General features: G+C 38.2%; 28 protein-coding genes, 1 pseudogene and 1 other annotated feature. All 29 genes and pseudogenes read left to right on the top strand.

The window, feature by feature from the left end:
* Window positions 1-5 precede the first annotated feature (5 nt).
* The gene (rlmB, locus tag SPD48_RS19655) at window positions 6-752 is read left to right on the top strand and encodes a 23S rRNA (guanosine(2251)-2'-O)-methyltransferase RlmB (RefSeq protein WP_336259846.1); all 747 of its coding nucleotides are present in this window, start codon (window positions 6-8) and stop codon (window positions 750-752) included.
* On the top strand, window positions 752-1,258 hold the full coding sequence (locus SPD48_RS19650) for an NYN domain-containing protein (protein WP_336259845.1): 507 nt from the start codon (window positions 752-754) through the stop codon (window positions 1,256-1,258). The genes rlmB and SPD48_RS19650 overlap by 1 nt, the downstream gene beginning before the upstream one ends.
* 139 nt (window positions 1,259-1,397) lie before the next feature.
* Complete coding sequence (gene sigH / locus SPD48_RS19645; protein WP_336259844.1) at window positions 1,398-2,048, top strand: RNA polymerase sporulation sigma factor SigH; 651 nt, start codon at window positions 1,398-1,400, stop codon at window positions 2,046-2,048.
* Window positions 2,049-2,168: 120 nt separating this feature from the next.
* Entirely contained in the window at window positions 2,169-2,318 is a 150-nt protein-coding gene (rpmG, locus tag SPD48_RS19640) for a 50S ribosomal protein L33 (protein ID WP_336259843.1), read from the top strand.
* A gap of 25 nt (window positions 2,319-2,343) precedes the next feature.
* Window positions 2,344-2,526: a preprotein translocase subunit SecE gene (gene secE, locus SPD48_RS19635; RefSeq protein WP_336259859.1), complete on the top strand. Its 183-nt coding sequence runs from the start codon at window positions 2,344-2,346 to the stop codon at window positions 2,524-2,526.
* Between the two features lie 1,014 nt (window positions 2,527-3,540).
* A complete protein-coding gene (gene nusG / locus SPD48_RS19630) occupies window positions 3,541-4,074 on the top strand; it encodes a transcription termination/antitermination protein NusG (RefSeq protein WP_336259842.1) in 534 nt (177 codons plus the stop codon).
* Window positions 4,075-4,229: 155 nt separating this feature from the next.
* Window positions 4,230-4,655, top strand: a complete 426-nt coding sequence (gene rplK, locus SPD48_RS19625) for a 50S ribosomal protein L11 (RefSeq protein WP_146214311.1) — start codon at window positions 4,230-4,232, stop codon at window positions 4,653-4,655.
* A 139-nt stretch (window positions 4,656-4,794) separates the two neighbouring features.
* Entirely contained in the window at window positions 4,795-5,490 is a 696-nt protein-coding gene (gene rplA, locus SPD48_RS19620; RefSeq protein WP_336259841.1) for a 50S ribosomal protein L1, read from the top strand.
* A 41-nt stretch (window positions 5,491-5,531) separates the two neighbouring features.
* Window positions 5,532-5,664: a sequence feature (ribosomal protein L10 leader region), on the top strand.
* Window positions 5,665-5,704: 40 nt separating this feature from the next.
* On the top strand, window positions 5,705-6,202 hold the full coding sequence (gene rplJ, locus SPD48_RS19615; protein WP_336259840.1) for a 50S ribosomal protein L10: 498 nt from the start codon (window positions 5,705-5,707) through the stop codon (window positions 6,200-6,202).
* A 46-nt stretch (window positions 6,203-6,248) separates the two neighbouring features.
* A complete protein-coding gene (gene rplL / locus SPD48_RS19610; RefSeq protein WP_336259839.1) occupies window positions 6,249-6,617 on the top strand; it encodes a 50S ribosomal protein L7/L12 in 369 nt (122 codons plus the stop codon).
* A gap of 125 nt (window positions 6,618-6,742) precedes the next feature.
* Window positions 6,743-7,345, top strand: coding sequence for a class I SAM-dependent methyltransferase (locus SPD48_RS19605; RefSeq protein ID WP_336259838.1), 603 nt, complete (start codon window positions 6,743-6,745; stop codon window positions 7,343-7,345).
* A gap of 480 nt (window positions 7,346-7,825) precedes the next feature.
* A complete protein-coding gene (rpoB, locus tag SPD48_RS19600; protein WP_336259837.1) occupies window positions 7,826-11,362 on the top strand; it encodes a DNA-directed RNA polymerase subunit beta in 3,537 nt (1,178 codons plus the stop codon).
* Window positions 11,363-11,458: 96 nt separating this feature from the next.
* A complete protein-coding gene (gene rpoC, locus SPD48_RS19595; RefSeq protein ID WP_336259836.1) occupies window positions 11,459-15,064 on the top strand; it encodes a DNA-directed RNA polymerase subunit beta' in 3,606 nt (1,201 codons plus the stop codon).
* Window positions 15,065-15,204: 140 nt separating this feature from the next.
* Window positions 15,205-15,459 (top strand): ribosomal L7Ae/L30e/S12e/Gadd45 family protein, encoded by a 255-nt coding sequence (locus SPD48_RS19590; protein ID WP_336259835.1) that lies wholly within the window; start codon window positions 15,205-15,207, stop codon window positions 15,457-15,459.
* Window positions 15,460-15,588: 129 nt separating this feature from the next.
* Entirely contained in the window at window positions 15,589-16,002 is a 414-nt protein-coding gene (rpsL, locus tag SPD48_RS19585) for a 30S ribosomal protein S12 (protein WP_336259834.1), read from the top strand.
* Window positions 16,003-16,040: 38 nt separating this feature from the next.
* Window positions 16,041-16,511: a 30S ribosomal protein S7 gene (gene rpsG, locus SPD48_RS19580; protein WP_336259833.1), complete on the top strand. Its 471-nt coding sequence runs from the start codon at window positions 16,041-16,043 to the stop codon at window positions 16,509-16,511.
* A gap of 40 nt (window positions 16,512-16,551) precedes the next feature.
* Window positions 16,552-18,630, top strand: coding sequence for an elongation factor G (fusA, locus tag SPD48_RS19575; RefSeq protein ID WP_336259832.1), 2,079 nt, complete (start codon window positions 16,552-16,554; stop codon window positions 18,628-18,630).
* Window positions 18,631-18,720: 90 nt separating this feature from the next.
* Entirely contained in the window at window positions 18,721-19,911 is a 1,191-nt protein-coding gene (gene tuf, locus SPD48_RS19570) for an elongation factor Tu (protein WP_336259831.1), read from the top strand.
* A gap of 865 nt (window positions 19,912-20,776) precedes the next feature.
* Window positions 20,777-21,085, top strand: a complete 309-nt coding sequence (gene rpsJ / locus SPD48_RS19565) for a 30S ribosomal protein S10 (protein WP_336259830.1) — start codon at window positions 20,777-20,779, stop codon at window positions 21,083-21,085.
* Window positions 21,086-21,112: 27 nt separating this feature from the next.
* Window positions 21,113-21,775: a 50S ribosomal protein L3 gene (gene rplC / locus SPD48_RS19560; RefSeq protein WP_336259829.1), complete on the top strand. Its 663-nt coding sequence runs from the start codon at window positions 21,113-21,115 to the stop codon at window positions 21,773-21,775.
* Between the two features lie 26 nt (window positions 21,776-21,801).
* Window positions 21,802-22,428, top strand: coding sequence for a 50S ribosomal protein L4 (rplD, locus tag SPD48_RS19555; protein WP_336259828.1), 627 nt, complete (start codon window positions 21,802-21,804; stop codon window positions 22,426-22,428).
* On the top strand, window positions 22,428-22,715 hold the full coding sequence (gene rplW, locus SPD48_RS19550) for a 50S ribosomal protein L23 (RefSeq protein ID WP_336259827.1): 288 nt from the start codon (window positions 22,428-22,430) through the stop codon (window positions 22,713-22,715). The genes rplD and rplW overlap by 1 nt, the downstream gene beginning before the upstream one ends.
* 28 nt (window positions 22,716-22,743) lie before the next feature.
* A complete protein-coding gene (rplB, locus tag SPD48_RS19545) occupies window positions 22,744-23,574 on the top strand; it encodes a 50S ribosomal protein L2 (RefSeq protein WP_336259826.1) in 831 nt (276 codons plus the stop codon).
* A 52-nt stretch (window positions 23,575-23,626) separates the two neighbouring features.
* Window positions 23,627-23,905, top strand: coding sequence for a 30S ribosomal protein S19 (gene rpsS, locus SPD48_RS19540; RefSeq protein WP_336259825.1), 279 nt, complete (start codon window positions 23,627-23,629; stop codon window positions 23,903-23,905).
* Window positions 23,906-23,924: 19 nt separating this feature from the next.
* Window positions 23,925-24,281 carry a 50S ribosomal protein L22 gene (gene rplV / locus SPD48_RS19535; protein WP_336259824.1) on the top strand — a complete coding sequence of 119 codons (357 nt, stop codon included), beginning with the start codon at window positions 23,925-23,927 and terminating at the stop codon, window positions 24,279-24,281.
* A gap of 3 nt (window positions 24,282-24,284) precedes the next feature.
* Window positions 24,285-24,966, top strand: a pseudogene (gene rpsC, locus SPD48_RS19530) (30S ribosomal protein S3).
* On the top strand, window positions 24,944-25,378 hold the full coding sequence (gene rplP, locus SPD48_RS19525; protein ID WP_336259822.1) for a 50S ribosomal protein L16: 435 nt from the start codon (window positions 24,944-24,946) through the stop codon (window positions 25,376-25,378). The pseudogene rpsC and the gene rplP overlap by 23 nt, the downstream one beginning before the upstream one ends.
* Window positions 25,368-25,568 carry a 50S ribosomal protein L29 gene (gene rpmC / locus SPD48_RS19520; RefSeq protein ID WP_336259821.1) on the top strand — a complete coding sequence of 67 codons (201 nt, stop codon included), beginning with the start codon at window positions 25,368-25,370 and terminating at the stop codon, window positions 25,566-25,568. The genes rplP and rpmC overlap by 11 nt, the downstream gene beginning before the upstream one ends.
* A 26-nt stretch (window positions 25,569-25,594) precedes the next feature.
* Window positions 25,595-25,858 (top strand): 30S ribosomal protein S17, encoded by a 264-nt coding sequence (rpsQ, locus tag SPD48_RS19515; RefSeq protein ID WP_336259820.1) that lies wholly within the window; start codon window positions 25,595-25,597, stop codon window positions 25,856-25,858.
* Window positions 25,859-25,869: the final 11 nt, after the last annotated feature.

The raw sequence follows: 25,869 nt of genomic DNA, 5'->3' as shown, positions 1-25,869 counted from the left end.
GTAGCATGGATGAAGAAATAATTATCGGCAGAAATCCAGTAATGGAGGCATTGCAAACTGGGCGATCCATTAATAAAGTAGTCATTTCCGATCAATTAAATAATCGAACGGAAAGAGAATTACAAGCGGCGACAAAAAAAGCAAATACGGTTTTACAAAAGGTTCCGAAGCAGCGTCTTGATCAGCTTACAAAAGGGCGACATCAAGGAATTATTGCATATGTGACTGCTTATCAATATTCGGACATTGATACCATTTTATCTGTTGCTGACAAGAGAGAAGAAGCTCCTTTTATTATTATTCTCGATGAGATTGAAGACCCACATAACTTAGGTGCAATATTACGAACGGCTGATGCTACTGGAGTACATGGGGTTATTATACCTAAGCGTAGAGCAGTAGGTTTAACGGAAATCGTGGCTAAGACTTCGGCAGGAGCTATTGAACATATACCGGTTGCTCGTGTAACGAATATTGTAAAGACGATAGACGAGTTAAAAAAGAAGAACATTTGGATTGTTGGAACAGATGAAGTAGGTTCCAAAGACTATCGTTCATTGGATGGAGAAACATCAATCGCTCTTGTAATTGGTAATGAAGGAAAGGGAATTAGCCGACTAGTTAAGGAAAAGTGCGATTGGACGATTCATATCCCAATGAAAGGTTCGATACCTTCTTTAAATGCTTCAGTAGCTACAGGTTTATTAATGTATGAAATCTACCGAAAAAGAAATTTATCAGGTGAAGACTGATGGATGTTCTTGTTGTTGATGGGTACAATGTGATCGGTGCATGGGACGAGTTAAACCATCTACAAAGAAAAGATATGGGCTTAGCTCGAAGTCGATTAATAGAGATTTTAGTCGAATATAGAGCATACACAGGAAGTCGAGTTATCATAGTTTTTGACGCATTATATGTTAGAGGAAATGAAAGCAGGAAATCAGTGAACGGTGTAGAAATAATATACACTCGGGAAAATGAGACTGCGGATGAGTGTATTGAACGGCTTGTAAAGTCTTTGAAAAATGTAAAAAATAATGTGTATGTAGCAACTTCTGACTATTTAGAACAACGGACCATTTTTAGTCGTGGTGCGCTTCGTATTTCTGCTCGCGAATTATTAATTGAAATTAAAAGCATGGAAAGAACAATAAATGACGATTTGCAACAGCAAACTATTGAACGACCTAAAATAAAAATTCATATGAACGGGAATGTGAGAGAACAACTAGAAAGATGGAGACGTGGAAAATAAGGGATATACTAACATTATCACAAATTCATCCGAATATTGTAAAAAAAGAAAAAAATGGTATTGACTCTTTTAAACTTCTTACTGTATACTCTCTTTAACTAGAAGCAATTGTTAAATTTTACTAGTAGGGGGAGTATTCGTGAGCACTGTTAAACAACTCGAGAGAAATGTTCCGTTTGGTTCGTTAGTTGATGAGGAAGTTTTATCACATGTTCAGCAAGGGAATGAGACTGCAGTAGAATATTTAATTAAAAAATATGAACGAATTGTTCGAAAAAAAGCGAACACTTATTTTTTAATTGGCAGTGATCGTGATGATGTCGTACAAGAGGGATTAATCGGCCTTTACAAAGCAATTTGTGACTATGACAAGGACAAACGATCGTCGTTTAGGTCGTTCGCTGAATTGTGTATTACTAGACAAATTATAACGTCTATTAAATCGGCGACCAGGCTAAAACATACACCGCTAAATTCGTATGTTTCTATTTATAAACCAGTTAACGATGAAAATTCAGAGAGAAGATTATTGGATACGATATACTGTGTAGATTCTATTGACCCACAAGAGCTTCTAGTAATAAGAGAGAAATTCCGATATGTACAAGCCCAATTAATGAAAGCGTTAACGCGATTAGAATGGGATGTGCTCTATTTATATCTTCAGGGATGTACATATGAAGAAATTGCCGAACAATTGGATAGACAAGAGAAGTCAATAGATAATGCTTTACAGAGAGTAAAGAAAAAAGTAGAGCAACTGATACAGGAGAAAGATTTTGCATATTAACTAACAGCTATCGCTATCGGCAGGGGTACATGCTAAACGCTAATAATAGGTTATTATTGACAGTTTAATTTAACCATGCTATCTTTATAGAGATAATAGAATGAATATTATGGTGAAGTTATGAATAAGAAGATAACATTGGCATGTACAATTTGTGGCAACAGAAACTATAGTACAAACAAAAACCAATTAACAAGCCCTGATCGGTTATCCGTTCAAAAGTATTGTAAACATTGTAATAAACATGTTTTGCACAGAGAAACGAAATAGGCGCATTTGGAGGATTAAGGTGAATATTTTTAAATTTCTAAAAGATGTCTCAAGGGAAATGAGAAAAGTAACTTGGCCACGCGGATCTGAATTGGTCAGTTATACAATAACAGTTATTGTTACGGTTGCATTTGTAGCTTTGTTTTTTACAGTGGTTGACTTAGGTATTACACAAATTTTAAATAATATGCCATTTTTGAATAATTAATTTATAATTATGTTATAATAATATATAGAATAGGATCAATATAAAAACCCGAAAACACGGGTTTTTTAATATTGTCTTTTTTAAGGGATATTTTATAAACTAAACTTTCGCTTAAACAGGTGTGTAGATTAACTCAAAAATGCTTCCATTTGATATCTTAAAAACCTTATGATAAAACTGTTTTGCGCAAAAAACGTAGACTTGTACAGTAGTGAAAATTGTAAACCTAGTAAACCGTAGCGTTAATTTCCGCCTTCGGGCTGTTCGCTTTCCGTGGGCACGGCTTCAGCCTCCTCGGAAGCAAAAACCGCTTCCTGCGGGGTCTTCAGACTCGTGCTGTTCCCACAGGAGTCGACTGCCCTCCGGCTTCAATCAACCATTGATGATAGTAATATCAAAATGTGTAGAGTTGTTACCAAGCACATCTAGCGTAGAAAATACACGTAGACTCCTGCGGGATAGAAGGCCTAGGCGAGACCCCGCAAGGCTTTAGCCTAAGGAGGCTCACCAGCCGCCCGCGGAAAGCGGAGTGTATTTCCGTAGCGGTAAGAAATTCGCCTTTCGAAATTACTGAGCAGTTTTTATCAAATTCGGTGACGGAATATTATCTTGAAATAAAGGTTTATTTTCAAGCAGCAAGTTAATTGAAAATACAACTGAGGCAGTGAATCTCTAACCTTCCTAATACTTCCGAGGTTTATTTGCGAAAGTTGAGTTATAAATAATTAAGAATTATTTGTTAACGTTTCAAACGAAAAACTACTTCAACAAGTGGGATAAATAAGCCCTCTCTCGGGAAATGAAAAGAACGGTAAAATCTAAACAAGATGTCACGAGGACGTTTAGCGCTTACTATATAGTTATTACTAAAGTAAGCTTGTTGTACGTTACATCGTAAATTTAGTATTTCATGAGAAAGCTTGTAGGTTTTAAAAACTTAGAGATCCATAAATAGAAATAGTTTCGTGAAAAATAGTTTTTCAGATAGTTAGAAAATAATGATGGAGGGAAATCATGGAAACAAATTGGTACGTTATCCATACTTATTCAGGGTACGAAAACAAAGTGAAAATGAACCTCGAAAAACGAGTAGAAACAATGGGGATGGAAGATAAAATTTTCCGTGTAATTGTGCCAGAAGAGGAAGAAACAGAGATTAAAGATGGAAAGAAGAAAACGTCGATGAAGAAATTCTTTCCAGGTTATGTCCTAGCCGAAATGATCATGACAGATGATTCATGGTATGTTGTCCGGAATACTCCTGGTGTGACGGGTTTTGTTGGATCTAGTGGCCAGGGGACAAAGCCGACACCACTTTTCCCTGAAGAAGTTGAGACACTATTAAAGCGGATTGGTATGGCTGACTCAACAGTAAAAGTAGATTTTGAATTAAAAGAAAATGTAAAAGTGATAGACGGCCCATTCGCTAATTTTATGGGTACGATTGAACATATAGATGTTGATAAACAGAAAATCAAAGTGCATGTCAATATGTTTGGTAGAGAGACTCCAGTTGAGTTAGATTTTTCTCAAGTAGAAAAGATGTAATTGTTCATATTAAACATTGCTTTTTTTTAACTAACATGATAAAATTTTTATGTTATGCATTCTTCTATGAAGAAATGCTCTAAATGAGTGGGAGGGAATTCGCTCAAAAGCGAACTACCGATTACCACATCACGGACGATAAGGAGGTGTGTCTCGTGGCTAAAAAAGTTATTAATATTGTTAAATTGCAAATTCCTGCAGGGAAAGCGAATCCAGCTCCGCCAGTAGGACCGGCACTTGGACAAGCAGGAATAAACATTATGGGATTCTGTAAAGAATTTAATGCGCAAACACAAGACCAAGCTGGATTGATTATTCCGGTTGAAATTACGGTGTTTGAAGATCGTTCATTCACATTCATTACAAAAACACCACCGGCTGCAGTTTTACTTAAAAAAGCTGCTGGTATTGATAAGGCTTCAGGTGAGCCGAACAAAAATAAAGTTGCAACAGTTAAGCGCGATAAAGTTAAAGAAATCGCCGAAACTAAAATGCAAGATTTAAACGCTGCTGATGTTGAGGCGGCAATGCGTATGGTTGAAGGTACAGCGCGCAGTATGGGTATTACGATTGAAGACTAATCTGCTTGGCAGATAAGAAATCATTACTGCATAAGTCAACTAAGGCTTTCGCCATAAAGGTTGGCGATCCGGGTTTTCTGACCCATTGTACCTAAGTGGGAGGTATAACCGCTACTACCACAAATAAGGAGGAACGAAATTGAAAAAAAGAGGTAAAAAATATCAAGAAGCTGCAAAGCTTGTTGACCGTAATAAAACATACGGTATCGAAGAAGCTGTTTCGCTTTTAAAAGAAGCTTCCAAAGCGAATTTTGATGAAACTGTTGAGGTTGCTTTCCGTTTGGGAGTAGACCCTAAAAAAGCAGACGAAAATATTCGTGGAGCAGTTGTATTGCCACATGGAACTGGTAAAACACAGCGTGTATTAGTTTTTGCAAAAGGCGAAAAGATTAAAGAAGCAGAAGCTGCTGGAGCAGACTACATTGGGGACCAAGATATCATTAGTAAAATTAATAATGGTTGGTTTGATTTTGATGTAATTGTAGCTACTCCAGACATGATGGCTGAGGTTGGTAAACTAGGTCGAGTATTAGGGCCGAAAGGTTTAATGCCGAACCCGAAAACTGGTACAGTGACGTTCGATGTTGAAAAAGCCGTTAACGATATTAAAGCTGGTAAAGTAGAATATCGTGTCGACAAATCATCCAACTTACACGTGCCAATCGGAAAAATCTCTTTTGATAACGAAAAGTTAATTGAGAACTTTGCTACAATTGTAGAGACAATTGTAAAAGTTAAGCCTCAATCATCAAAAGGTACGTATCTTAAAAACGTTGCTGTTACATCTACAATGGGTCCTGGAATTAAAGTGGACGCATCTGTATATGCACGTTAAAATTTGACAGTAAATAATCTGTGTATTATAATTAGTTAGGTTAAAATTAATATGTTATACCGTAGACAGTAGGTGCTTTTATTGCTTAATATCCTGCCGAGGTGTTTATTAAAATTATGACAATTCATAATGATAATGCCTCCATGTCTAAATGGAGGCATTTTTTAGTGAAAACAACACAATTACACGGTTAACAATCATAGGAGGTGTACGAATGGGAACACTTGATGCAAAAAAACAACTTGTTAATGAGATTTCAGAGAAGTTTCAGGAAAGCCAATCATCGGTATTAGTTGACTATCGTGGTTTAAACGTTGCAGAAATCACTGCACTAAGAAAAGAACTCCGTGATAATAACATTGATTATAGAGTTTATAAAAATACGATGTCTAGACGTGCGGTTGCCGATACGGAACTAAGCGATCTACAAGACAGCCTGGTTGGTCCAACAGCGATTGCTTTTAGTAAAGAAGACGTTGTGGCTCCTGCGAAAATTTTACATGAGTTCTCTAAGAAACATGAAGCGTTAGAAATTAAAGGTGGAGTCATTGAAGGGAAAGTAGCGACTTTAGATGAAATCAAAGAATTGTCTACATTACCAGATTACAATGGCCTTGTATCTATGTTGTTAAGCGTGTTACAAGCACCTATCCGTAACTTAGCATACGCTACAAAAGCAATTGCAGAACAAAAAGAAGAAGCAGCAGAATAAATCTGTTGTCGTTCGATAAATAAACTATTTTTAGGAGGAAAGACAGATGACAAAAGAACAAATTATTGATGCGGTTAAAGAAATGTCTGTTTTAGAATTAAACGAATTAGTTAAAGCTATTGAAGAAGAATTTGGTGTTACAGCAGCTGCTCCTGTAGCAGTAGCAGGTGGCGCAGCCGGAGATGCTGGCGGTGCTGAAGAGCAAACTGAATTTGATGTTGTATTAACAGATGCAGGAGCGTCTAAAATTAAAGTTGTTAAAGCGGTTCGTGAAATCACTGGCCTAGGCTTGAAAGATGCTAAAGACTTAACTGACTCAGCACCTAAAGCTATTAAAGAAGGCGTTTCTAAAGAAGAAGCAGAAGAAGTAAAAGCTAAGCTTGAAGAAGCTGGAGCATCTGTAGAAGTTAAGTAAGATAAAAAGCGACAGCATCCTGTGAAGGATACGGAAGCAAAAAAGTGAAAGCTCGTCATGTATTTGGCGAGCTTTTTATGTAAATACCTCACAAATCTTCCCTACAAAAAAAGCAGGTGGATCATATGGTATCTGATCATTATTATTCTGAACATCCACAATCAGAGAGCATAACGGAAACAAAGCAAGTTAAATTAAATAATCATACTTTCACGTTCACGACCAGTTCAGGAGTTTTTTCTAAAAAAGGAATAGATTTTGGTACGAAACTACTTATTGAAAGTTTTCGCGCGCCAGATATTAGCGGGGATGTTTTAGATTTAGGATGTGGATATGGGCCAATTGGAATTTCGGTAGCTTTCCAATATAAAAATCGAGATATCTTGATGGTTGATATAAATGAGCGTGCTGTTTCACTTGCTGAAGAAAATATAATCCAAAATAAAATAACCAATGCACTAGCGAAACAGAGTAATGGATTTGAGAATGTTAAAAGGAAATCATTTGCAGCAATAATAACGAACCCGCCAATTCGAGCAGGAAAAAAAGTGATTTATACATTTTTTGAGGATAGCCTTGATTTCTTGAAGGAAAAGGGAGAGTTGTGGATCGTTATACAAAAAAAGCAAGGAGCTCCTTCTGCAATAACTTTTCTATCTTCATTATTTAGTAATGTTGAGGTAGTTGAAAAGGAAAAAGGATATTATATCATTCGTGCGATCAAGTAGTCTATTCGTTGACTCAGTAAAGTCACTATGGTATAATATTTCAATGCGACAATGGATTTATTTTGTCAAGAGTTATTATTTTGAATAATGTAAGTATACAATAAAAAAAGTTGGCAATAATGGGATAAATAGTAGATGTATTAACATTTCATCTCTCATTAAAAGGAATCTGAGAGAGGTTTAGTTGTTTGCATGCATATATAGGGAAGGTTTTTAAGAATAAAACCTTTTTTCTATTTATATGAATGTTACCCTTTATTGATTTCTAAAAAATGATAACTCAAAATTTATAAAAATACAAGTATTAGTTATCACAGATTTTTGGAGGTATAGGAAAAAAGCCTTTTCCTACTTGCGAAATTTAATGCTTCCATAAAGGAATTTTTAAAACGTAAGTGCCACCAGCCAAAGGATTTGTCGTTAAAACTTGGCAATAGCCAGGTTTTTAAATAAAAATGTTTGATTTTAGGGGTGAAGCAGTTGACAGGTCAACTAGTTCAATATGGACGTTATCGCCAACGTCGAAGTTATGCACGTATAAGTGAAGTATTAGATTTACCAAACTTAATCGAAATTCAAACAGCTTCTTACCATTGGTTTTTAGAAGAAGGATTAAAAGAAATGTTTGCGGATATTTCACCGATCGAAGATTTTGCTGGAAATCTATCACTCGAATTTGTCGATTATAGTTTAGGGGATTCTAAGTATCCAGTTGAAGAATCGAAGGAAAGAGATGTTACTTATAGTGCCCCACTTCGAGTTAAAGTTCGACTTATAAACAATCAGACAGGAGAAGTAAAAGAACAGGAGGTCTTCATGGGTGATTTCCCATTGATGACTGATACAGGGACATTTATTATTAATGGTGCCGAGCGTGTCATTGTATCCCAATTAGTTCGTTCACCTAGTGTTTATTATAGTGAGAAAATTGACAAAAACGGAAAACGTGGATTAACTGCTACCGTTATCCCTAACCGAGGCGCTTGGTTAGAGTTTGAAACGGATGCAAGGGATGTTGTTTATGTTCGTATTGATAGAACTCGTAAACTCCCAATCACTGTCCTACTCCGTGCACTTGGAATGAACACAGATCAAGAAATTACTGACCTTATAGGTGAAAATGAATATTTAAAAAACACGTTAGAAAAAGATAACGTTGAAACAACTGAAAAAGCTTTACTAGAAATATATGAACGATTACGTCCAGGTGAACCACCTACTGTCGAAAATGCTAAAAGTTTATTAATATCTCGCTTTTTCGATCCGAAGAGGTATGATCTTGCTCATGTCGGACGATATAAAATGAACAAAAAATTAAGTATTAAAAACCGTCTATTTAATCAAACTTTAGCTGAAACGCTAGTTGATACTGAAACTGGAGAAGTTTTAGGTGAAAAAGGCGATAAAATAGATCGTAAGTTATTAAATAAATTAATTCCTTATTTAGAAGGAAAAGAAAACAAGTTAAACACAAAGGAAGTTACGTTATATAATGGCGTACTTGACGAAGATATAACTGTACAATCCATTAAAATCCTTGATCCTACTGACCCTGAGGGTGAAAGGGAATTACACGTAGTTGGAAATGCTGATGTTGAAGAGAGTATAAAGCATATTACTCAAGCGGATATTTTAGCATCCATTAGTTACTTCTTTAATTTACTATATAATGTTGGGCACACGGATGATATTGACCATCTTGGTAATCGACGATTACGTTCTGTTGGAGAGTTGTTACAGAATCAGTTTCGTATAGGATTATCCAGAATGGAACGTGTGGTACGTGAAAGAATGTCTATTCAAGATACGTCCAGCATCACACCACAACAACTAATAAATATACGTCCGGTAATTGCATCTATAAAAGAGTTCTTCGGTAGTTCTCAATTATCGCAGTTTATGGACCAGACGAATCCATTAGCTGAACTTACACATAAGCGTAGACTTTCAGCTCTTGGACCAGGTGGATTAACGCGTGAGCGTGCAGGAATGGAAGTGCGTGACGTACACTATTCTCACTATGGAAGAATGTGTCCAATTGAAACACCGGAAGGACCGAACATCGGGTTAATTAACTCTCTATCTACTTACGCTAGAGTAAACAAATTTGGTTTTATTGAAACTCCTTATCGTAGAGTTGATTCAGAACTTGGCAAAGTTAAGGAAGAAATTGACTTTTTGACAGCTGATGAAGAGGATAACTATGTTGTTGCTCAGGCGAATGCCCGCTTGGATGAAGAAGGAAATTTCATTGATGATGAAGTTATCGCAAGATTCCGAGGGGAAAACACAATTGTTCCGAGAGATCAGATTGATTACATGGATGTTTCACCAAAACAAGTTGTTTCAGCAGCGACTGCATGTATCCCATTCCTTGAGAATGATGACTCAAACAGAGCGTTAATGGGAGCGAACATGCAACGTCAAGCTGTACCTTTATTACAACCTCAGGCACCTATTGTAGGAACTGGAATGGAGTATGTCACTGGTAAAGATTCTGGAGCAGCAATTATTTGCCGAAATGATGGAATTGTTGAAAAGGTTGAAGCGAAAGAAATCGTGATCAGACGTGTATCTTCGGTAGACGGTAAAGAGGTCACAGGGGATGTCGATCGTTATCGGTTACGTAAGTATGTTCGTTCTAACCAAGGAACTTGTTATAACCAGCGTCCAATTGTTAGACAGGGCGATCGTGTAACAAAAGGTGAAGTGCTTGCTGATGGTCCTTCAATGGAAGATGGAGAATTAGCACTTGGCCGAAATGTGTTAGTAGCATTTATGACTTGGGATGGTTATAACTACGAAGATGCGATCATTATGAGTGAAAAGCTTGTGAAAGATGATGTGTTCACTTCGATCCATATTGAAGAGTACGAAGCAGAAGCAAGAGATACTAAGCTAGGACCTGAGGAAATTACTCGAGACATTCCTAACGTAGGTGAAGATGCACTTAAAAACTTAGATGAAGAAGGTATTATTCGAGTTGGTGCAGAAGTAAAAGATGGCGATATTCTAGTTGGAAAGGTAACACCAAAAGGGGTTACTGAGTTATCTGCAGAAGAACGATTATTACATGCAATTTTCGGTGAGAAAGCTCGAGAGGTTAGAGATACTTCCTTACGTGTTCCTCACGGTGCCGGTGGAATCATCTTGGATGTTAAGATCTTTAATCGTGAAGATGGCGATGAGTTAAAACCGGGTGTGAATAAGCTTATCCGTGTATATATCGTTCAAAAGCGTAAAATTTCTGAAGGAGATAAGATGGCAGGTCGTCACGGAAACAAAGGTGTTATTTCTAAACTTTTACCAGAAGAAGATATGCCTTATTTACCAGACGGAACACCAATCGATATTATGCTTAACCCATTAGGAGTTCCATCAAGAATGAACATCGGACAAGTGTTTGAGCTTCATTTAGGAATGGCTGCTAGAAAATTAGGAATTCATGTAGCTTCTCCGGTATTTGACGGTGCGAATGAAGAGGATGTCTGGGAAACATTAGAAGAGGCTGGAATGCCAACTGATGCGAAGACAATACTTTACGATGGAAGAACAGGGGAGCCATTTGATAATCGTGTTGCGGTAGGGATTTCGTATATGATTAAACTTTCTCATATGGTAGACGATAAATTACACGCTAGATCTACTGGACCATATTCATTAGTAACGCAGCAACCATTGGGTGGTAAGGCACAATTTGGTGGACAGCGTTTTGGTGAGATGGAAGTTTGGGCACTTGAAGCTTATGGTGCTGCTTATACGTTACAAGAAATCTTAACGGTTAAATCAGATGACATTGTAGGTCGAGTAAAAACCTATGAATCCATTGTGAAGGGCAGAAATGTACCTGAACCAGGTGTACCAGAATCATTTAAGGTTCTGATTAAAGAGCTTCAAAGTCTTGGAATGGATGTAAAGATGCTCTCAAGTGATGAGACTGAAATAGATTTAAGAGCTTTAGAAGAAGATGATACAGACACAGAAGATACGCTTAATTTAGAGGTTAAGCAAGACTAACTAAAGAAGTTCATAGAGGTCAAGAACAGGCCTCTATGATACTCTTTATTGCATATATGAAATGTTAGAACGGATAAGAAATGGGAGGTAGGGCCCTTGCTAGATGTAAATAACTTTGAATTTATGAAAATTGGTTTAGCTTCTTCGGAAAAAATCCGCTCCTGGTCGTATGGTGAAGTTAAAAAGCCTGAGACAATTAACTACCGAACGTTAAAGCCAGAGAAAGACGGTTTATTCTGTGAGCGAATTTTTGGTCCACAAAAAGACTGGGAGTGTCATTGTGGAAAGTATAAGCGTGTCCGTTATAAAGGTGTAGTTTGTGACCGATGTGGTGTTGAAGTAACGAAGTCAAAAGTACGTCGTGAACGTATGGCACATATTGAACTCGCTGCACCTGTTTCCCATATATGGTATTTTAAAGGTATTCCAAGCCGGATGGGACTCATTTTAGATATGTCTCCAAGAGCATTGGAGGAGATTTTATACTTTGCAGCATATGTTGTCACAGATTCTGGTAACACTCCGTTAGAGAAAAAGCAGTTGCTATCTGAAAGAGAATTTAGATCTTTTTACGAGAAATATGGAAACTCTTTTAAAGCGGAAATGGGAGCAGAAGCTGTTCGTAAATTATTACAGGATATTGATATAGATAAAGAAGTTCTTGAATTAAAAGAAGAGTTAAAGACAGTTCAAGGTCAGAGAAGAACAAGAGCAATAAGAAGATTGGAAGTCATGGAAGCATTTCGTCACTCTGGAAATGATCCGGCATGGATGATCTTAGATGTACTTCCGGTTATTCCTCCTGAGATAAGACCTATGGTTCAATTAGACGGTGGAAGATTTGCGACATCTGACTTAAACGATTTGTACCGTCGGGTTATTAACCGAAATAATCGTTTAAAGCGACTATTAGATTTAGGTGCTCCAAGTATTATCGTACAAAACGAAAAGAGAATGTTACAAGAAGCAGTCGATGCATTAATCGATAATGGCCGTCGAGGTCGTCCAGTAACTGGACCAGGAAACCGCCCGTTGAAGTCACTTTCTCATATGCTGAAAGGGAAGCAAGGTCGTTTCCGTCAAAACTTACTTGGGAAACGAGTGGATTACTCTGGCCGTTCCGTTATTATCGTTGGACCGAGCTTGAAAATGTATCAGTGCGGTCTACCGAAAGAAATGGCTTTAGAATTATTTAAGCCATTTATTATGAAGGAACTAGTAGGAAGAAAAATTGCTCATAATATTAAATCAGCTAAAAGAAAGATTGAACGTGTACATCCAGAAGTTTGGGATGTATTAGAAGATGTTATTAAAGAACATCCTGTTTTACTAAACCGTGCACCGACTCTTCACCGTTTAGGAATTCAAGCGTTTGAACCGACTTTGGTTGAAGGTCGTGCGATTAGACTACACCCTCTAGTTTGTACAGCGTATAACGCTGACTTTGATGGTGACCAGATGGCTGTTCACGTGCCACTATCAGCAGAAGCGCAAGCAGAGGCGAGAATCTTAATGCTTGCAGCACAAAATATTTTAAACCCGAAAGATGGAAAGCCTGTAGTTACACCATCGCAAGATATGGTATTAGGTAACTATTACTTGACGATGGAGCAAGCAGGAGCTATCGGGGAGGGTAAAGTATTTAAAGATACAAATGAAGCTCTTATTGCTTATCAAAACGGCTATGTTCATTTGCACTCTCGTGTTGCTATTCAAGCTGGCAGCTTAAATAATCCGACGTTTACGGATGAGCAAAACAAAAAGTTGCTCTTAACAACGATCGGGAAGATTATTTTTAACCAGATTATACCTGATACATTCCCTTACATTAACGAGCCAACAAGAAGTAATTTAGAGGTAGAGACACCTGCTAAGTACTTCCTTGGTCAAGGTGTAGATGTGAAGGAAGAAATTGAAAAACGTGAACTAGTACCGCCGTTTAAGAAGGGTATATTAGGAGATATTATTGCAGAAGTCTTTAAACAATATAAAATTAGTGAAACTTCTAAGATGCTTGACCGTATGAAGGATCTAGGATTCAGTTATTCTACAAAAGCTGGAATGACGGTCGGAATCTCGGATATTGTTGTACTGAAGGAAAAACAAGAACTTTTAGAAGAAGCACAAACTAAAGTGGATGGTGTTTTAAGACAATTCAGACGTGGATTAATTACCGATGAAGAGCGTTATAACCGTGTTATTTCAATATGGTCTGACGTAAAAGACGTTATTCAAGATAAACTAATGGATTCACTCGATAATACAAACCCAATTTTTATGATGAGTGATTCAGGAGCAAGGGGTAACCCATCTAACTTTACACAGTTAGCAGGAATGCGTGGACTCATGGCGAACCCGGCAGGTAGAATTATTGAACTTCCTATTAAGTCAAGTTTCCGAGAAGGATTAACAGTACTAGAGTACTTTATCTCGACACACGGAGCGAGAAAAGGACTTGCAGATACGGCCCTTAAAACGGCTGACTCAGGTTATTTAACACGAAGACTAGTAGATGTTGCTCAAGATGTCATTGTTCGAGAAGCAGACTGTGGTACGGATCGTGGATTAATTGTATCTGAATTATCCATTGGTTCTGAAGTAATTGAGCCATTAATTGATCGTCTGATTGGAAGAACAGCATTTGAAACAGTTTCAAATCCTGAAACTGGAGAAGTAATTGTGAATAATGATGAAATTATTTCAGAAGATCAAGCGAAACAAATTATTGAAGCAGGTATAACTGAAGTTAATATCCGTTCTGTATTTACGTGCCATACAAAGCATGGAGTATGTAACAAATGTTATGGTCGAAACCTCGCGACAGGAGCAGATGTTGAAGTAGGTGAAGCAGTAGGAATTATTGCGGCACAATCGATCGGTGAGCCTGGTACACAATTAACGATGCGTACATTCCACACTGGAGGAGTTGCTGGAGACGATATTACGCAAGGTTTACCAAGAATTCAAGAATTGTTTGAAGCCCGTAATCCGAAAGGGCAGGCAACGATTAGTGAATTTGCAGGAGTTATTAAAGAAATTAAGGAATCGAAGGATAAGCGTGAAGTTGTTGTAGAAAGCGATGTTGAAAGTGTTGCTTATCCAGTACCTTACAATGCGCGCTTAAAAGTTGCAGTAGGCGATGAAGTTATTGCAGGTCAAGAGCTAACGGAAGGGTCAATTGATCCGAAAGAATTACTCAGAGTTCAAGGTGTAGAAGGAGTCCAGGCTTACTTACTTCAAGAAGTTCAACGAGTTTACCGTATGCAAGGGGTAGAGATCGGCGATAAACATATTGAAGTAATGGTTCGTCAGATGTTAAGAAAAGTTCGTATTTTAGAATCGGGAGATACTAATGTTCTACCTGGATCACTCATAGAGCTGCACCAGTTTAAAGAAGAGAACAACAAAGTTCTTCTTGAAGGCAAAGAGCCGGCTGTTGGAGAGCCAGTATTGCTAGGTATTACGAAAGCCTCTCTAGAAACAGATTCGTTCTTATCTGCAGCTTCCTTCCAGGAAACAACGAGAGTACTAACAGATGCTGCAATCAAAGGTAAAACGGACGCATTATTAGGTCTAAAAGAAAACGTAATTATCGGGAAGTTAATTCCGGCGGGTACAGGAATGCAGCGATACCGTAAAATTGAATCCGAATTAGTTGAACCAGAAACATCCTCTGAAGAAGTAGAAATTACGACAAATTAACCATCTATCTCCTGCGGCTAAATTGTCGCAGGAGATAATTTAAAAGTTTATTTAATGTAAATTGTTGACATTGAATGAATTAGATGATAAGATATTCGAGGTGTTTCCGGAAATTAACTGTTGTAATGGAGGAAAATCTGATGTCTTATGAAAAACTGACACAGCTTCAATCACGGATAATTATCGGAACGAAGCAAACGCTGAAAGCCATGAATAATGGTGAAGTTTGTGAAGTGTTTATTGCAGAAGACGCCGATCAGCACATTACGGATGATGTGCTAGAAGAGGCTAAGAAATTGCAAATTCCATTTACGATGGTCGATTCAAAGGAAAAGTTAGGGAAAGCTTGTAAAATTGATGTAGATGCATCAACTGTTGCAGTAAAGCATGCATAGTGAATGTTTTACAATTGGCTTCCTATACTGTAAAATGAACCACCTGGATATGTGGGCTAAGATAAGCGCTTTACATATTCAGTAAATAATTTTGATCATCATTTTAAAGAAAAGGAAGGAGGACATATAATGCCTACAATTAACCAACTAATCCGTAAAGGACGCGTTAGCAAACCAAAAAAGTCTGATTCTCCAGCACTAAATAGAGGTTATAATAGTTTCAAAAAGAGATTTACAAACGTTGACTCACCTCAAAAGCGTGGGGTTTGTACTCGTGTTGGTACATTAACACCGAAGAAACCAAACTCTGCATTACGTAAATATGCGCGTGTTCGTTTGTCAAACAACATGGAAGTAACTGCATACATCCCAGGAATTGGTCACAACCTACAAGAGCACAGTGTTGTACTATTACGTGGTGGACGTGTAAAGGACTTACCAGGGGTACGTTATCATATCGTGCGTGGAGCACTTGATACTGCAGGGGTAGAAGGACGTATGCAAGGTCGTTCTAAATACGGTGCAAAAAAACCTAAGAAATAATAAATTTATTAGTATGAATACAGAAAGGAGGAAGACATATGCCACGAAAAGGACCAGTAGCAAAAAGAGATGTCTTACCAGATCCAATATATAATTCTAAGCTTGTAACTCGTTTAATCAATCAAATTATGATTGATGGAAAAAGAGGGAAAGCACAAAAAATTCTATATAATGCATTTGAATTAGTACAAGAAAAAAGTGGTCAAAATGCCATGGACGTATTTGAAGCGGCAATGAAAAATGTAATGCCGGTTCTAGAGGTGAGAGCCCGCCGAGTAGGTGGTTCAAACTACCAAGTACCTATGGAAGTTCGTCCAGAGCGTCGCCAGGCATTAGGTCTTCGTTACATTGTAAACTATTCACGCTTACGTGGGGAAAAAACAATGGAGGAAAGACTTGCTTACGAAATTATCGATGCTTCAAACAACACAGGAGCATCTGTTAGAAAACGAGAAGAATTACACAAAATGGCAGAAGCAAACAAAGCATTTGCTCATTATCGTTGGTAATTAAAAAACAAAAGTTTTTTTAAAGGAAGGAGAAGAATACATGGCAAGAGAGTTCTCCTTGGAAAAGACGCGTAATATTGGTGTTATGGCTCATATTGATGCAGGTAAAACGACAACAACTGAGCGTATTCTTTTCTATACAGGACGTATTCATAAACTAGGAGAAACACATGAAGGTGCATCTCAGATGGACTGGATGGAGCAGGAGCAAGAAAGAGGTATTACAATTACTTCAGCTGCTACAACTGCTCAATGGAAAGGCCATCGTATCAATATCATTGATACTCCAGGACACGTAGATTTCACTGTTGAAGTTGAAAGATCATTACGTGTACTAGATGGTGCGATTACGGTTCTTGATGCGCAGTCTGGTGTTGAACCGCAAACCGAAACAGTATGGCGTCAAGCGACAACATACGGTGTTCCAAGAATTGTCTTCATTAACAAGATGGATAAAATTGGCGCAGACTTTTTGTATGCAACGAATACATTAAAAGACCGTTTAGGGGCAAATGCCCACCCAGTTCAATTCCCGATTGGTGCAGAGGACGAATTCGATGGAATAATTGATCTTATTGAAATGAAAGCTCATTTCTATTTAGACGATCTTGGTACTACTGAGGAAGCAAGAGATATTCCGGATGAATATAAAGAGAAAGCAGAAACACTTCGTGGCGGATTAATTGAAGCTGTTGCAGATTTCGACGAAGAGATAATGATGAAATATCTCGAGGGAGAAGATGTATCGAACGAAGAGCTTAAAAATGCAATTCGTCAAGCTACATTAGCAGTTGAATTTTATCCTGTATTTTGTGGATCTGCATTTAAAAACAAGGGTGTACAGTTAATTCTTGATGGAGTTATCGATTACTTACCAGCTCCAACGGACATTGCAGCAATTGAAGGTATTGTGCCGGGAACAGAAGAAGAAACAACTCGCCCAGCTGATGATAAAGAGCCATTCTCTGCATTAGCATTTAAAGTTATGACAGACCCATTTGTAGGTAAATTAACATTCTTCCGTGTATACTCAGGAACACTTAATTCAGGTTCATACGTTTTAAACTCTGTGAAAAACAAGAAGGAACGTATTGGGCGTATCTTGCAGATGCATGCAAACTCACGTGAAGAGATCTCAGAAATTCATTGTGGTGAAATTGCAGCAGCTGTTGGCTTGAAAGATACAAGTACCGGTGATACACTTTGTGATGAAAAACACCCTGTAATTTTAGAGTCAATGGAGTTCCCTGAGCCAGTTATTTCAGTTGCAATCGAGCCTAAAACGAAAGCAGACCAAGATAAAATGGGTATTGCTTTAGGAAAGTTAGCTGAGGAAGACCCGACATTTACAACGGAATCTAATCCAGAAACTGGGCAAACGATTATTTCCGGAATGGGAGAATTACACTTGGACGTCATCGTTGACCGTCTAAAACGTGAATTCAAGGTAGAAGCAAATGTTGGTGCGCCACAAGTTGCTTACCGTGAAACATTCCGTGCAGCAGCAGAAGTGGAAGGGAAATTTATCCGTCAATCAGGTGGACGTGGACAATACGGACATGTTTGGGTTAAAATTGAACCTAGCGAAGAAGGCGCAGGATTTGAATTCCACAACAAAATTGTTGGTGGTGTTGTTCCAAGAGAATACATCCCATCTGTTGAACAGGGTATTAGAGAAGCAATGGAAAATGGTGTTCTTGCAGGATATCCGTTAATCGACGTTAAAGCATCTTTATTCGATGGTAGCTATCACGATGTTGACTCGAACGAGATGGCGTTTAAGATCGCTGCTTCGATGGCATTAAAAGCTGCTAAAAACAAATGTCAACCTGTTTTATTAGAACCTATGATGAAGGTTGAAATCGTCATTCCAGAAGAGTATATGGGAGATATTATGGGAGATGTAACGTCACGCCGTGGCCGAGTAGAAGGAATGGACACTCGTGGAAATGCACAACTCGTAAAAGCTTTCGTTCCACTCGCTGAAATGTTTGGTTATGCAACTGCACTTCGTTCTAATACACAAGGTCGTGGAACGTATACAATGTTCTTTGACCATTACGAAGAAGTACCTAAAAACATTGCAGAAGAAATTATTAAGAAAAATGCTGGAGAATAATTACTTCAGTACTAATCTATGATCAACTAAGAAAAAAATATCTCTCTTAGTTAAGAATATATTTATATACATTTAAGGAGGAATTATAAAATGGCAAAAGAAAAATTTGACCGTTCAAAACCACACGTTAACATTGGAACTTTAGGACACGTTGACCATGGTAAAACTACATTAACTGCAGCTATCACAACTGTTATGCATAAAGTGCAAGGTACAGAAGGTGCTATGGCTTATGACCAAATTGATGGTGCACCTGAGGAGAAAGAGCGTGGAATTACAATCGCTACTTCTCACGTAGAGTATGAAACAGATAACCGTCACTATGCACACGTTGACTGCCCAGGACACGCAGACTATGTTAAAAACATGATCACTGGTGCAGCACAAATGGATGGAGCTATTCTAGTAGTATCTTCTGCAGATGGCCCAATGCCACAAACTCGTGAGCATATTCTATTATCACGTAACGTTGGTGTACCTGCATTCGTTGTTTTCTTAAACAAAGTTGACATGGTAGACGACGAAGAACTATTAGAATTAGTTGAAATGGAAGTTCGTGAACTTCTTTCTGAATATGACTTCCCTGGAGACGATATTCCAGTAATCGCTGGTTCAGCTCTTAAAGCACTTGAAGGTGTTGAAGAGTATGAGCAAAAAATCGTTGAATTGATGGCAGCTGTTGATGAGTATATTCCACAGCCGGAGCGTGACACTGATAAGCCATTCATGATGCCAGTTGAGGACGTATTCTCAATCACTGGACGTGGAACAGTTGCAACTGGACGTGTTGAGCGTGGTCAAGTAAACGTTGGAGACGAAGTTGAAATTATCGGATTAACAGAAGAGCCGACAAAAACAACTGTAACAGGAGTAGAAATGTTCCGTAAGCTTCTTGACTATGCTGAAGCTGGAGACAACATCGGTGCATTACTACGTGGTGTAAGTCGTGAAGACATCAGCCGTGGTCAAGTTTTAGCAAAGCCTGGAACAATCACACCACATACTAAGTTTAAATCTGAAGTATATGTTTTATCAAAAGAAGAAGGTGGACGTCATACTCCATTTTTCGCTAACTACCGTCCGCAGTTCTACTTCCGTACAACTGACGTAACTGGAGTTATTCAATTACCAGAAGGCGTTGAAATGGTAATGCCTGGAGATAACATTGAAATGACAGTTGAACTTATTTCACCAATCGCGATTGAAGAAGGAACTCGTTTCTCTATCCGTGAAGGTGGACGTACAGTAGGTTCAGGTGTTGTATCTAACATCGAAGCTTAATTATAAATAAAAGAGTAAAAAGCTAGGCGATTAACTGCCTAGCTTTTTTATTCATTTGATACAGATGAATAAAATTAGCGACCTCTGCTTACTAGAAAATATAGAAAATTTTAATAAACGTAAACTGTGCTGTAGTAAAAATTTGTAAACCTTGTAACTGCACCGTTGATTTCCGCCTACGGGCAGTTCGCTTTCACTGTGTCTCCTTTACCGTGGGCACGGCTTCAGCCTCCTCGGAAGCAAAATCCGCTTCCTGCGGGGTCTTCAGACTCGTGCTTTTCCCACAGGAGTCGACTGTCCTTGGGCTTCAATCAACCATTGTAATAGTAGTATCAAAATGTGAAGAGCGCTGTTTACAAAGCACGCCTAGCGAAGGAAATATGTGAAGACTCCTATGGGAGCATAGGCCTAGATGAGACTTGGCAGTGCGTAGCACAAGAAGGCTCAACAGCCGCCCATGGAAAGCGAAACATATTTCCGCAGCGGTTGATCAGTTCACCCCTAAATTTTAGTTAATGCTCAGTTTTCATCAACTAGTAAGCTAAAAAACAGGAAAAGTTAGCATGAGAATGCGCTAGAAATAGTCTAAATAGAAATAGTTAAATAATATTAGAAAAAAGTTGGCAAAAGCAATGTTTATACTTGCAATCAAGCAGGTTTGTTTGTATAATATATAATCGTGCAATCAATATAAAGATTGCGAAATCAGATGAAATTACCTAGGTTTTCTAAAGTGAAAAGATAGGATTTCATGCATAGCGATGAAGTGAGAGGTTGTTGGTATGTTGCATTTTGCCATGTACATTACCAAGTAAATTTTCACGGAGTATGTCTATTATAAAATGGGCGAAAGGGAGGGGAAAAAATGGCAAATAAGAAGATTCGAATTCGTTTAAAAGCTTATGATCATCGCATTTTAGATCAATCAGCTGAAAAAATCGTAAATACGGCTAAACGTGCTGGAGCTACTGTTTCAGGTCCAATTCCGTTACCAACAGAGAAAAACGTATTTACAGTATTACGAGCAGTTCACAAGTACAAAGATTCACGTGAGCAATTTGAGATGCGTACACATAAACGTTTAATCGACATTCTTAATCCAACACCACAAGCGGTAGATTCTTTAATTAAAATTGACTTACCGTCAGGTGTAGATATTGAAATAAAACTATAAACTTATAAGTAACAGGAGGTGCAACGGATGACGAAAGGAATCTTAGGTCGCAAAGTCGGCATGACACAGATCTTCTTAGAAAACGGTGAATTAGTACCTGTAACAGTAGTACAGGCAGAACCGAATGTTGTTTTACAAAAGAAAACAGTTGAAACAGATGGCTATGAAGCAATTCAAGTCGGATTTTACAATATCGACAAGCCAGAAGCATATGAGGAAGGTTCCAAATTGGATCCACGTGCTAATAAAGCGCAAAGAGGGCATGCTGAAAAAGCAAACACTACTCCTAAGCGCTACATTCGTGAATTCCGTAACGCTAAAATTGACGAATACGAAGTCGGGCAAGAGATTAGCGTTGATGTATTCCAAGAAGGCGACATAATCGATGTAACAGGAACTTCTAAAGGGAAAGGATTCCAAGGTTCTATCAAACGACATAACTATGCTCGTGGACCTATGAGTCACGGATCACGTTTTCATAGAAGCGGAGGATCTATGGGTTCTGTAGATGCTAGCCGTGTATTTAAAGGAAAAGCACTACCAGGACAAATGGGTGCAGAACAAGTTACAATCCAAAACCTAGAAGTTGTTAAAGTAGATGCAGAACGTAATGTTCTTTTAATAAGAGGAAATATTCCTGGTGCGAAAAAATCACTTGTTAAAATAACAACCGCAGTAAAAGGAAATTAATCATATAAGTGAAGGGAGGAAAAATCGTGCCTAAAGTAGCATTATTTAATCAAGATGGAACAGGGGCGGGAGATATTGAATTAAATGAATCCGTCTTTGGAATAGAGCCTAACAATCATGTTATTCATGAAGTAGTCATCATGCAACGTGCTGCAAAAAGACAAGGAACTCATGCTGTTAAAAACAGATCGGAAGTTCGAGGAGGCGGCCGCAAACCGTGGAGACAGAAAGGAACTGGTAGAGCTCGTCAAGGTTCAATCAGGTCCCCTCAATGGGTAGGCGGTGGAGTTGTATTTGGTCCAACAACAGAAAGGAATTACAAATACAAATTGCCGAAAAAGGTACGTAAATTAGCGTTGAAATCCGCATTATCTTCTAAAGTAAACTCAGAAGATTTAATCGTGTTAAGCGATTTGCAATTTGAAGCTCCAAAAACAAAAGATGTTATTGCTGTATTAAACGCATTAGATGTAAATGATAAAGTATTAATCGTTACATCAGATAAAAATGAAAATGTAATTCGATCAGCAAACAACCTTAAAAAGGTAAAAGTAATTACTGTTAAAGATATTAATGTTTTAGACTTAGTTGCATACGATAAGCTAATTTTGACAAAAGATGCGGCTGAAAAAGCAGGGGAGGTGCTTGCATAATGAAAGATTTACGAGACATTATTAAACGCCCTGTGATTACAGAACACTCTGCAGACTTAATGGCTGAAAAGAAGTACACTTTTGAAGTAGATCCGAAAGCAAACAGAACTGAGATTAAACAGGCAGTTGAAACAGCATTCGGTGTAAAAGTAGAAAAAGTGAACACAATGAATCTTAAAGGAAAGTTTAAAAGAATGGGACGTTACGGTGGATATCGTCCAAACCGCAAAAAAGCAATTGTGCAGCTATCAGAGGATAGTAAAGACTTAGACTTTTTTGAAGGCTAATCATTAATTAATAAAGGAGGGGAAAAACGTGTCCATTAAAAAGTATAAAGCAACTTCTAACGGTACTAGAAACATGTCTGGTTTAGATTTCTCTGATATCACAACTGATACACCAGAAAAATCTTTGCTACGCCCGTTATCAAAACGTGCCGGACGTAACAACCAAGGTAGAATTACTACACGTCATCACGGTGGCGGACATAAGCGTCAATATCGCTTAATTGATTTTAAACGTAACAAAGATGGCATACCAGGACGCGTTGCCACAATCGAATATGATCCTAACCGCTCAGCGAACATCGCTTTAATTCATTACGCGGATGGTGAAAAAAGATATATTTTAGCTCCAAAAGGGCTAGAGGTAGGTCAACAAATCGAATCAGGAGAAAATGCAGACATCAAAGTCGGAAATGCATTACCACTTGGAAACATTCCAGTTGGAACAGTGATTCATAATGTTGAATTAAAACCTGGCCGTGGCGGACAGCTTGCACGTTCAGCAGGAACAGAAGCTCAAATTTTAGGACGTGAAGGAAAGTACACTTTAGTGCGCCTTGCATCTGGAGAAGTACGTCTTATCCTAACAACTTGCCGTGCAACAATTGGTCAAGTAGGTAACATTGAACATGAGTTAATTCGTATTGGGAAAGCAGGACGTTCTCGTTGGTTAGGTAAAAGACCTACAGTTCGTGGATCTGCAATGAACCCAGTTGATCACCCACACGGTGGAGGGGAAGGCCGTACACCAATTGGTCGTCCATCACCAGTATCGCCATGGGGTAAACCAACATTAGGTAAGAAAACACGTAAACTAAACAAACCATCCAATCAGTATATTGTACGTAAACGTAAAAAGTAAGAAACTTGAAAAATAAAACTACGAATTTTAAAGATTGAGAGGAGGCTTACCTATGGGTCGCAGTTTGAAAAAAGGACCTTTCGCAGATGATCATCTACTTAAAAAAGTTGATGAATTGAATGAAAGTGATAAAAAGCAAGTCGTTAAGACATGGTCAAGACGTTCTACAATTTTCCCGACATTTGTTGGTCATACGTTCGCAGTACATGACGGACGCAAGCATGTACCGGTTTACGTAACAGAAGATATGGTGGGACATAAATTAGGAGAGTTCGCTCCTACTAGAACGTTCAGAGGTCACGCTGGTGACGATAAAAAAACAAAACGATAATGAGAGGAGGCGCTAAGGAATGGCAGAAGAAACTAAAGTTGCTAAAGCAGTAGCAAAACAAATTCGTATCGCTCCTCGTAAAGTACGTTTAGTTGTCGATTTAATTCGTGGGAAAGAAGTCGGCGAAGCAACTGCAATTTTACGTCATACACAACGCGGGGCATCACCTATAGTGGAAAAAGTTTTAAACTCAGCAATCGCAAACGCTGAACACAATTACGAAATGGACCCTGACAATTTAGTCGTTTCAGAAGCGTACGTGGACGAAGGGGTAACGTTAAAGAGATTTAGACCTCGTGCTCAAGGCCGAGCAAGCAAAATCAACAAGCGTACGAGTCATATTACTGTAGTTGTAACAGAAAAGAAGGAGGGATAGTCTGTGGGTCAAAAGATAAATCCAATTGGTCTTCGAGTAGGTATCATTAAAGATTGGGAATCAAAATGGTATGCGGATAAAGATTACGCTGATTTACTACATGAAGACATTAAGATCAGAGAATATTTAGAAACCCGTCTAAAGCAATCATCGGTTTCTACAATTGAAATTCAAAGAGCTGTAAATCGTGTGAATGTAACGATCCATACAGGTAAGCCGGGAATGGTTATCGGTAAAGGTGGATCAGAAGTTGAAAAACTACGTAAGGACTTAACAAAACTTACTGGTAAAAGAATTCACATTAATATTGTTGAAATTAAAAAAGTTGATTTAAATGCAAAATTAGTTGCAGAAAATATTGCACGTCAACTTGAAGGACGTATTTCATTCCGTCGTGCACAAAAGCAAGCAATCCAACGTACAATGCGTTCTGGAGCTTTAGGAATTAAAACACAAGTTTCTGGACGTTTAGGCGGAGCAGATATTGCAAGAGCAGAACATTACAGTGAAGGAACTGTGCCATTACACACTTTACGTGCAGACATTGATTATGCACATGTTGAAGCAGACACAACTTACGGAAAACTTGGTGTCAAAGTGTGGATTTATCGTGGTGAAGTCCTTCCAGAAAAACCGAAAAAATAAGGAAGGGGGCAATTCTTATGTTAATGCCAAAACGTGTTAAATATCGTAGACAACACCGAGGTCGTATGAGAGGTAAAGCTAAAGGTGGCGTAGAAGTAACATTTGGTGACTACGGCCTACAAGCTACAGAAGCATCATGGATTACTGCACGTCAAATTGAAGCTGCTCGTATTGCGATGACTCGTTATATGAAGCGTGGTGGGAAAGTATGGATTAAAATCTTTCCAGATAAGCCATATACTGCAAAGCCCCTTGAAGTTCGAATGGGTTCCGGTAAAGGAGCTTTAGAAGGCTGGGTTGCAGTTGTTAAACCAGGAAAAATTTTATTTGAAATCGCAGGTGTAGAAGAAGAAGTTGCACGTGAAGCACTGCGTCTTGCTTCTCATAAACTACCGATCAAGACTAAGTTTGTTAAACGTGAAGAAATTGGTGGTGAAATCAATGAAGGCTAATGAAATAAAAGAACTTACCACTGCCGAAATTGAACAAAATGTCAAATCAATGAAAGAAGAGCTTTTCAACTTACGTTTCCAGTTAGCTACTGGGCAACTTGAAAATACAGCTCGTATTAAAGAAGTTAAAAGAACGATCGCTCGCTTAAAAACAGTTGCGCGTGAACGTGAACTGAGCGTTAACAATTAACCTTAAAAGAGGAGGTCGTAAGAAGTATGAGTGAACGTAATGACCGTAAAGTTTACACAGGACGTGTTGTGTCCGATAAGATGGACAAAACAATCACTGTTTTAGTAGAAAGTTACAAAGTTCATCCTTTATACAAAAAACGTGTAAAGTATTCTAAAAAAATGATCACACATGACGAAAAAAATGTAGCTAAAAATGGCGATATCGTACGTATTATGGAGACTCGCCCATTATCTAAAACAAAACGTTACCGACTTGTAGAAGTCGTTGAAGAAGCGGTAATCATCTAATAAAATAGGAA

Origin of the sequence: Pseudogracilibacillus sp. SE30717A, from assembly GCF_037071985.1 — a bacterium.
Taxonomy (GTDB): domain Bacteria; phylum Bacillota; class Bacilli; order Bacillales; family Amphibacillaceae; genus Pseudogracilibacillus.
This window is presented reverse-complemented; position numbering and strand designations above follow the sequence as displayed.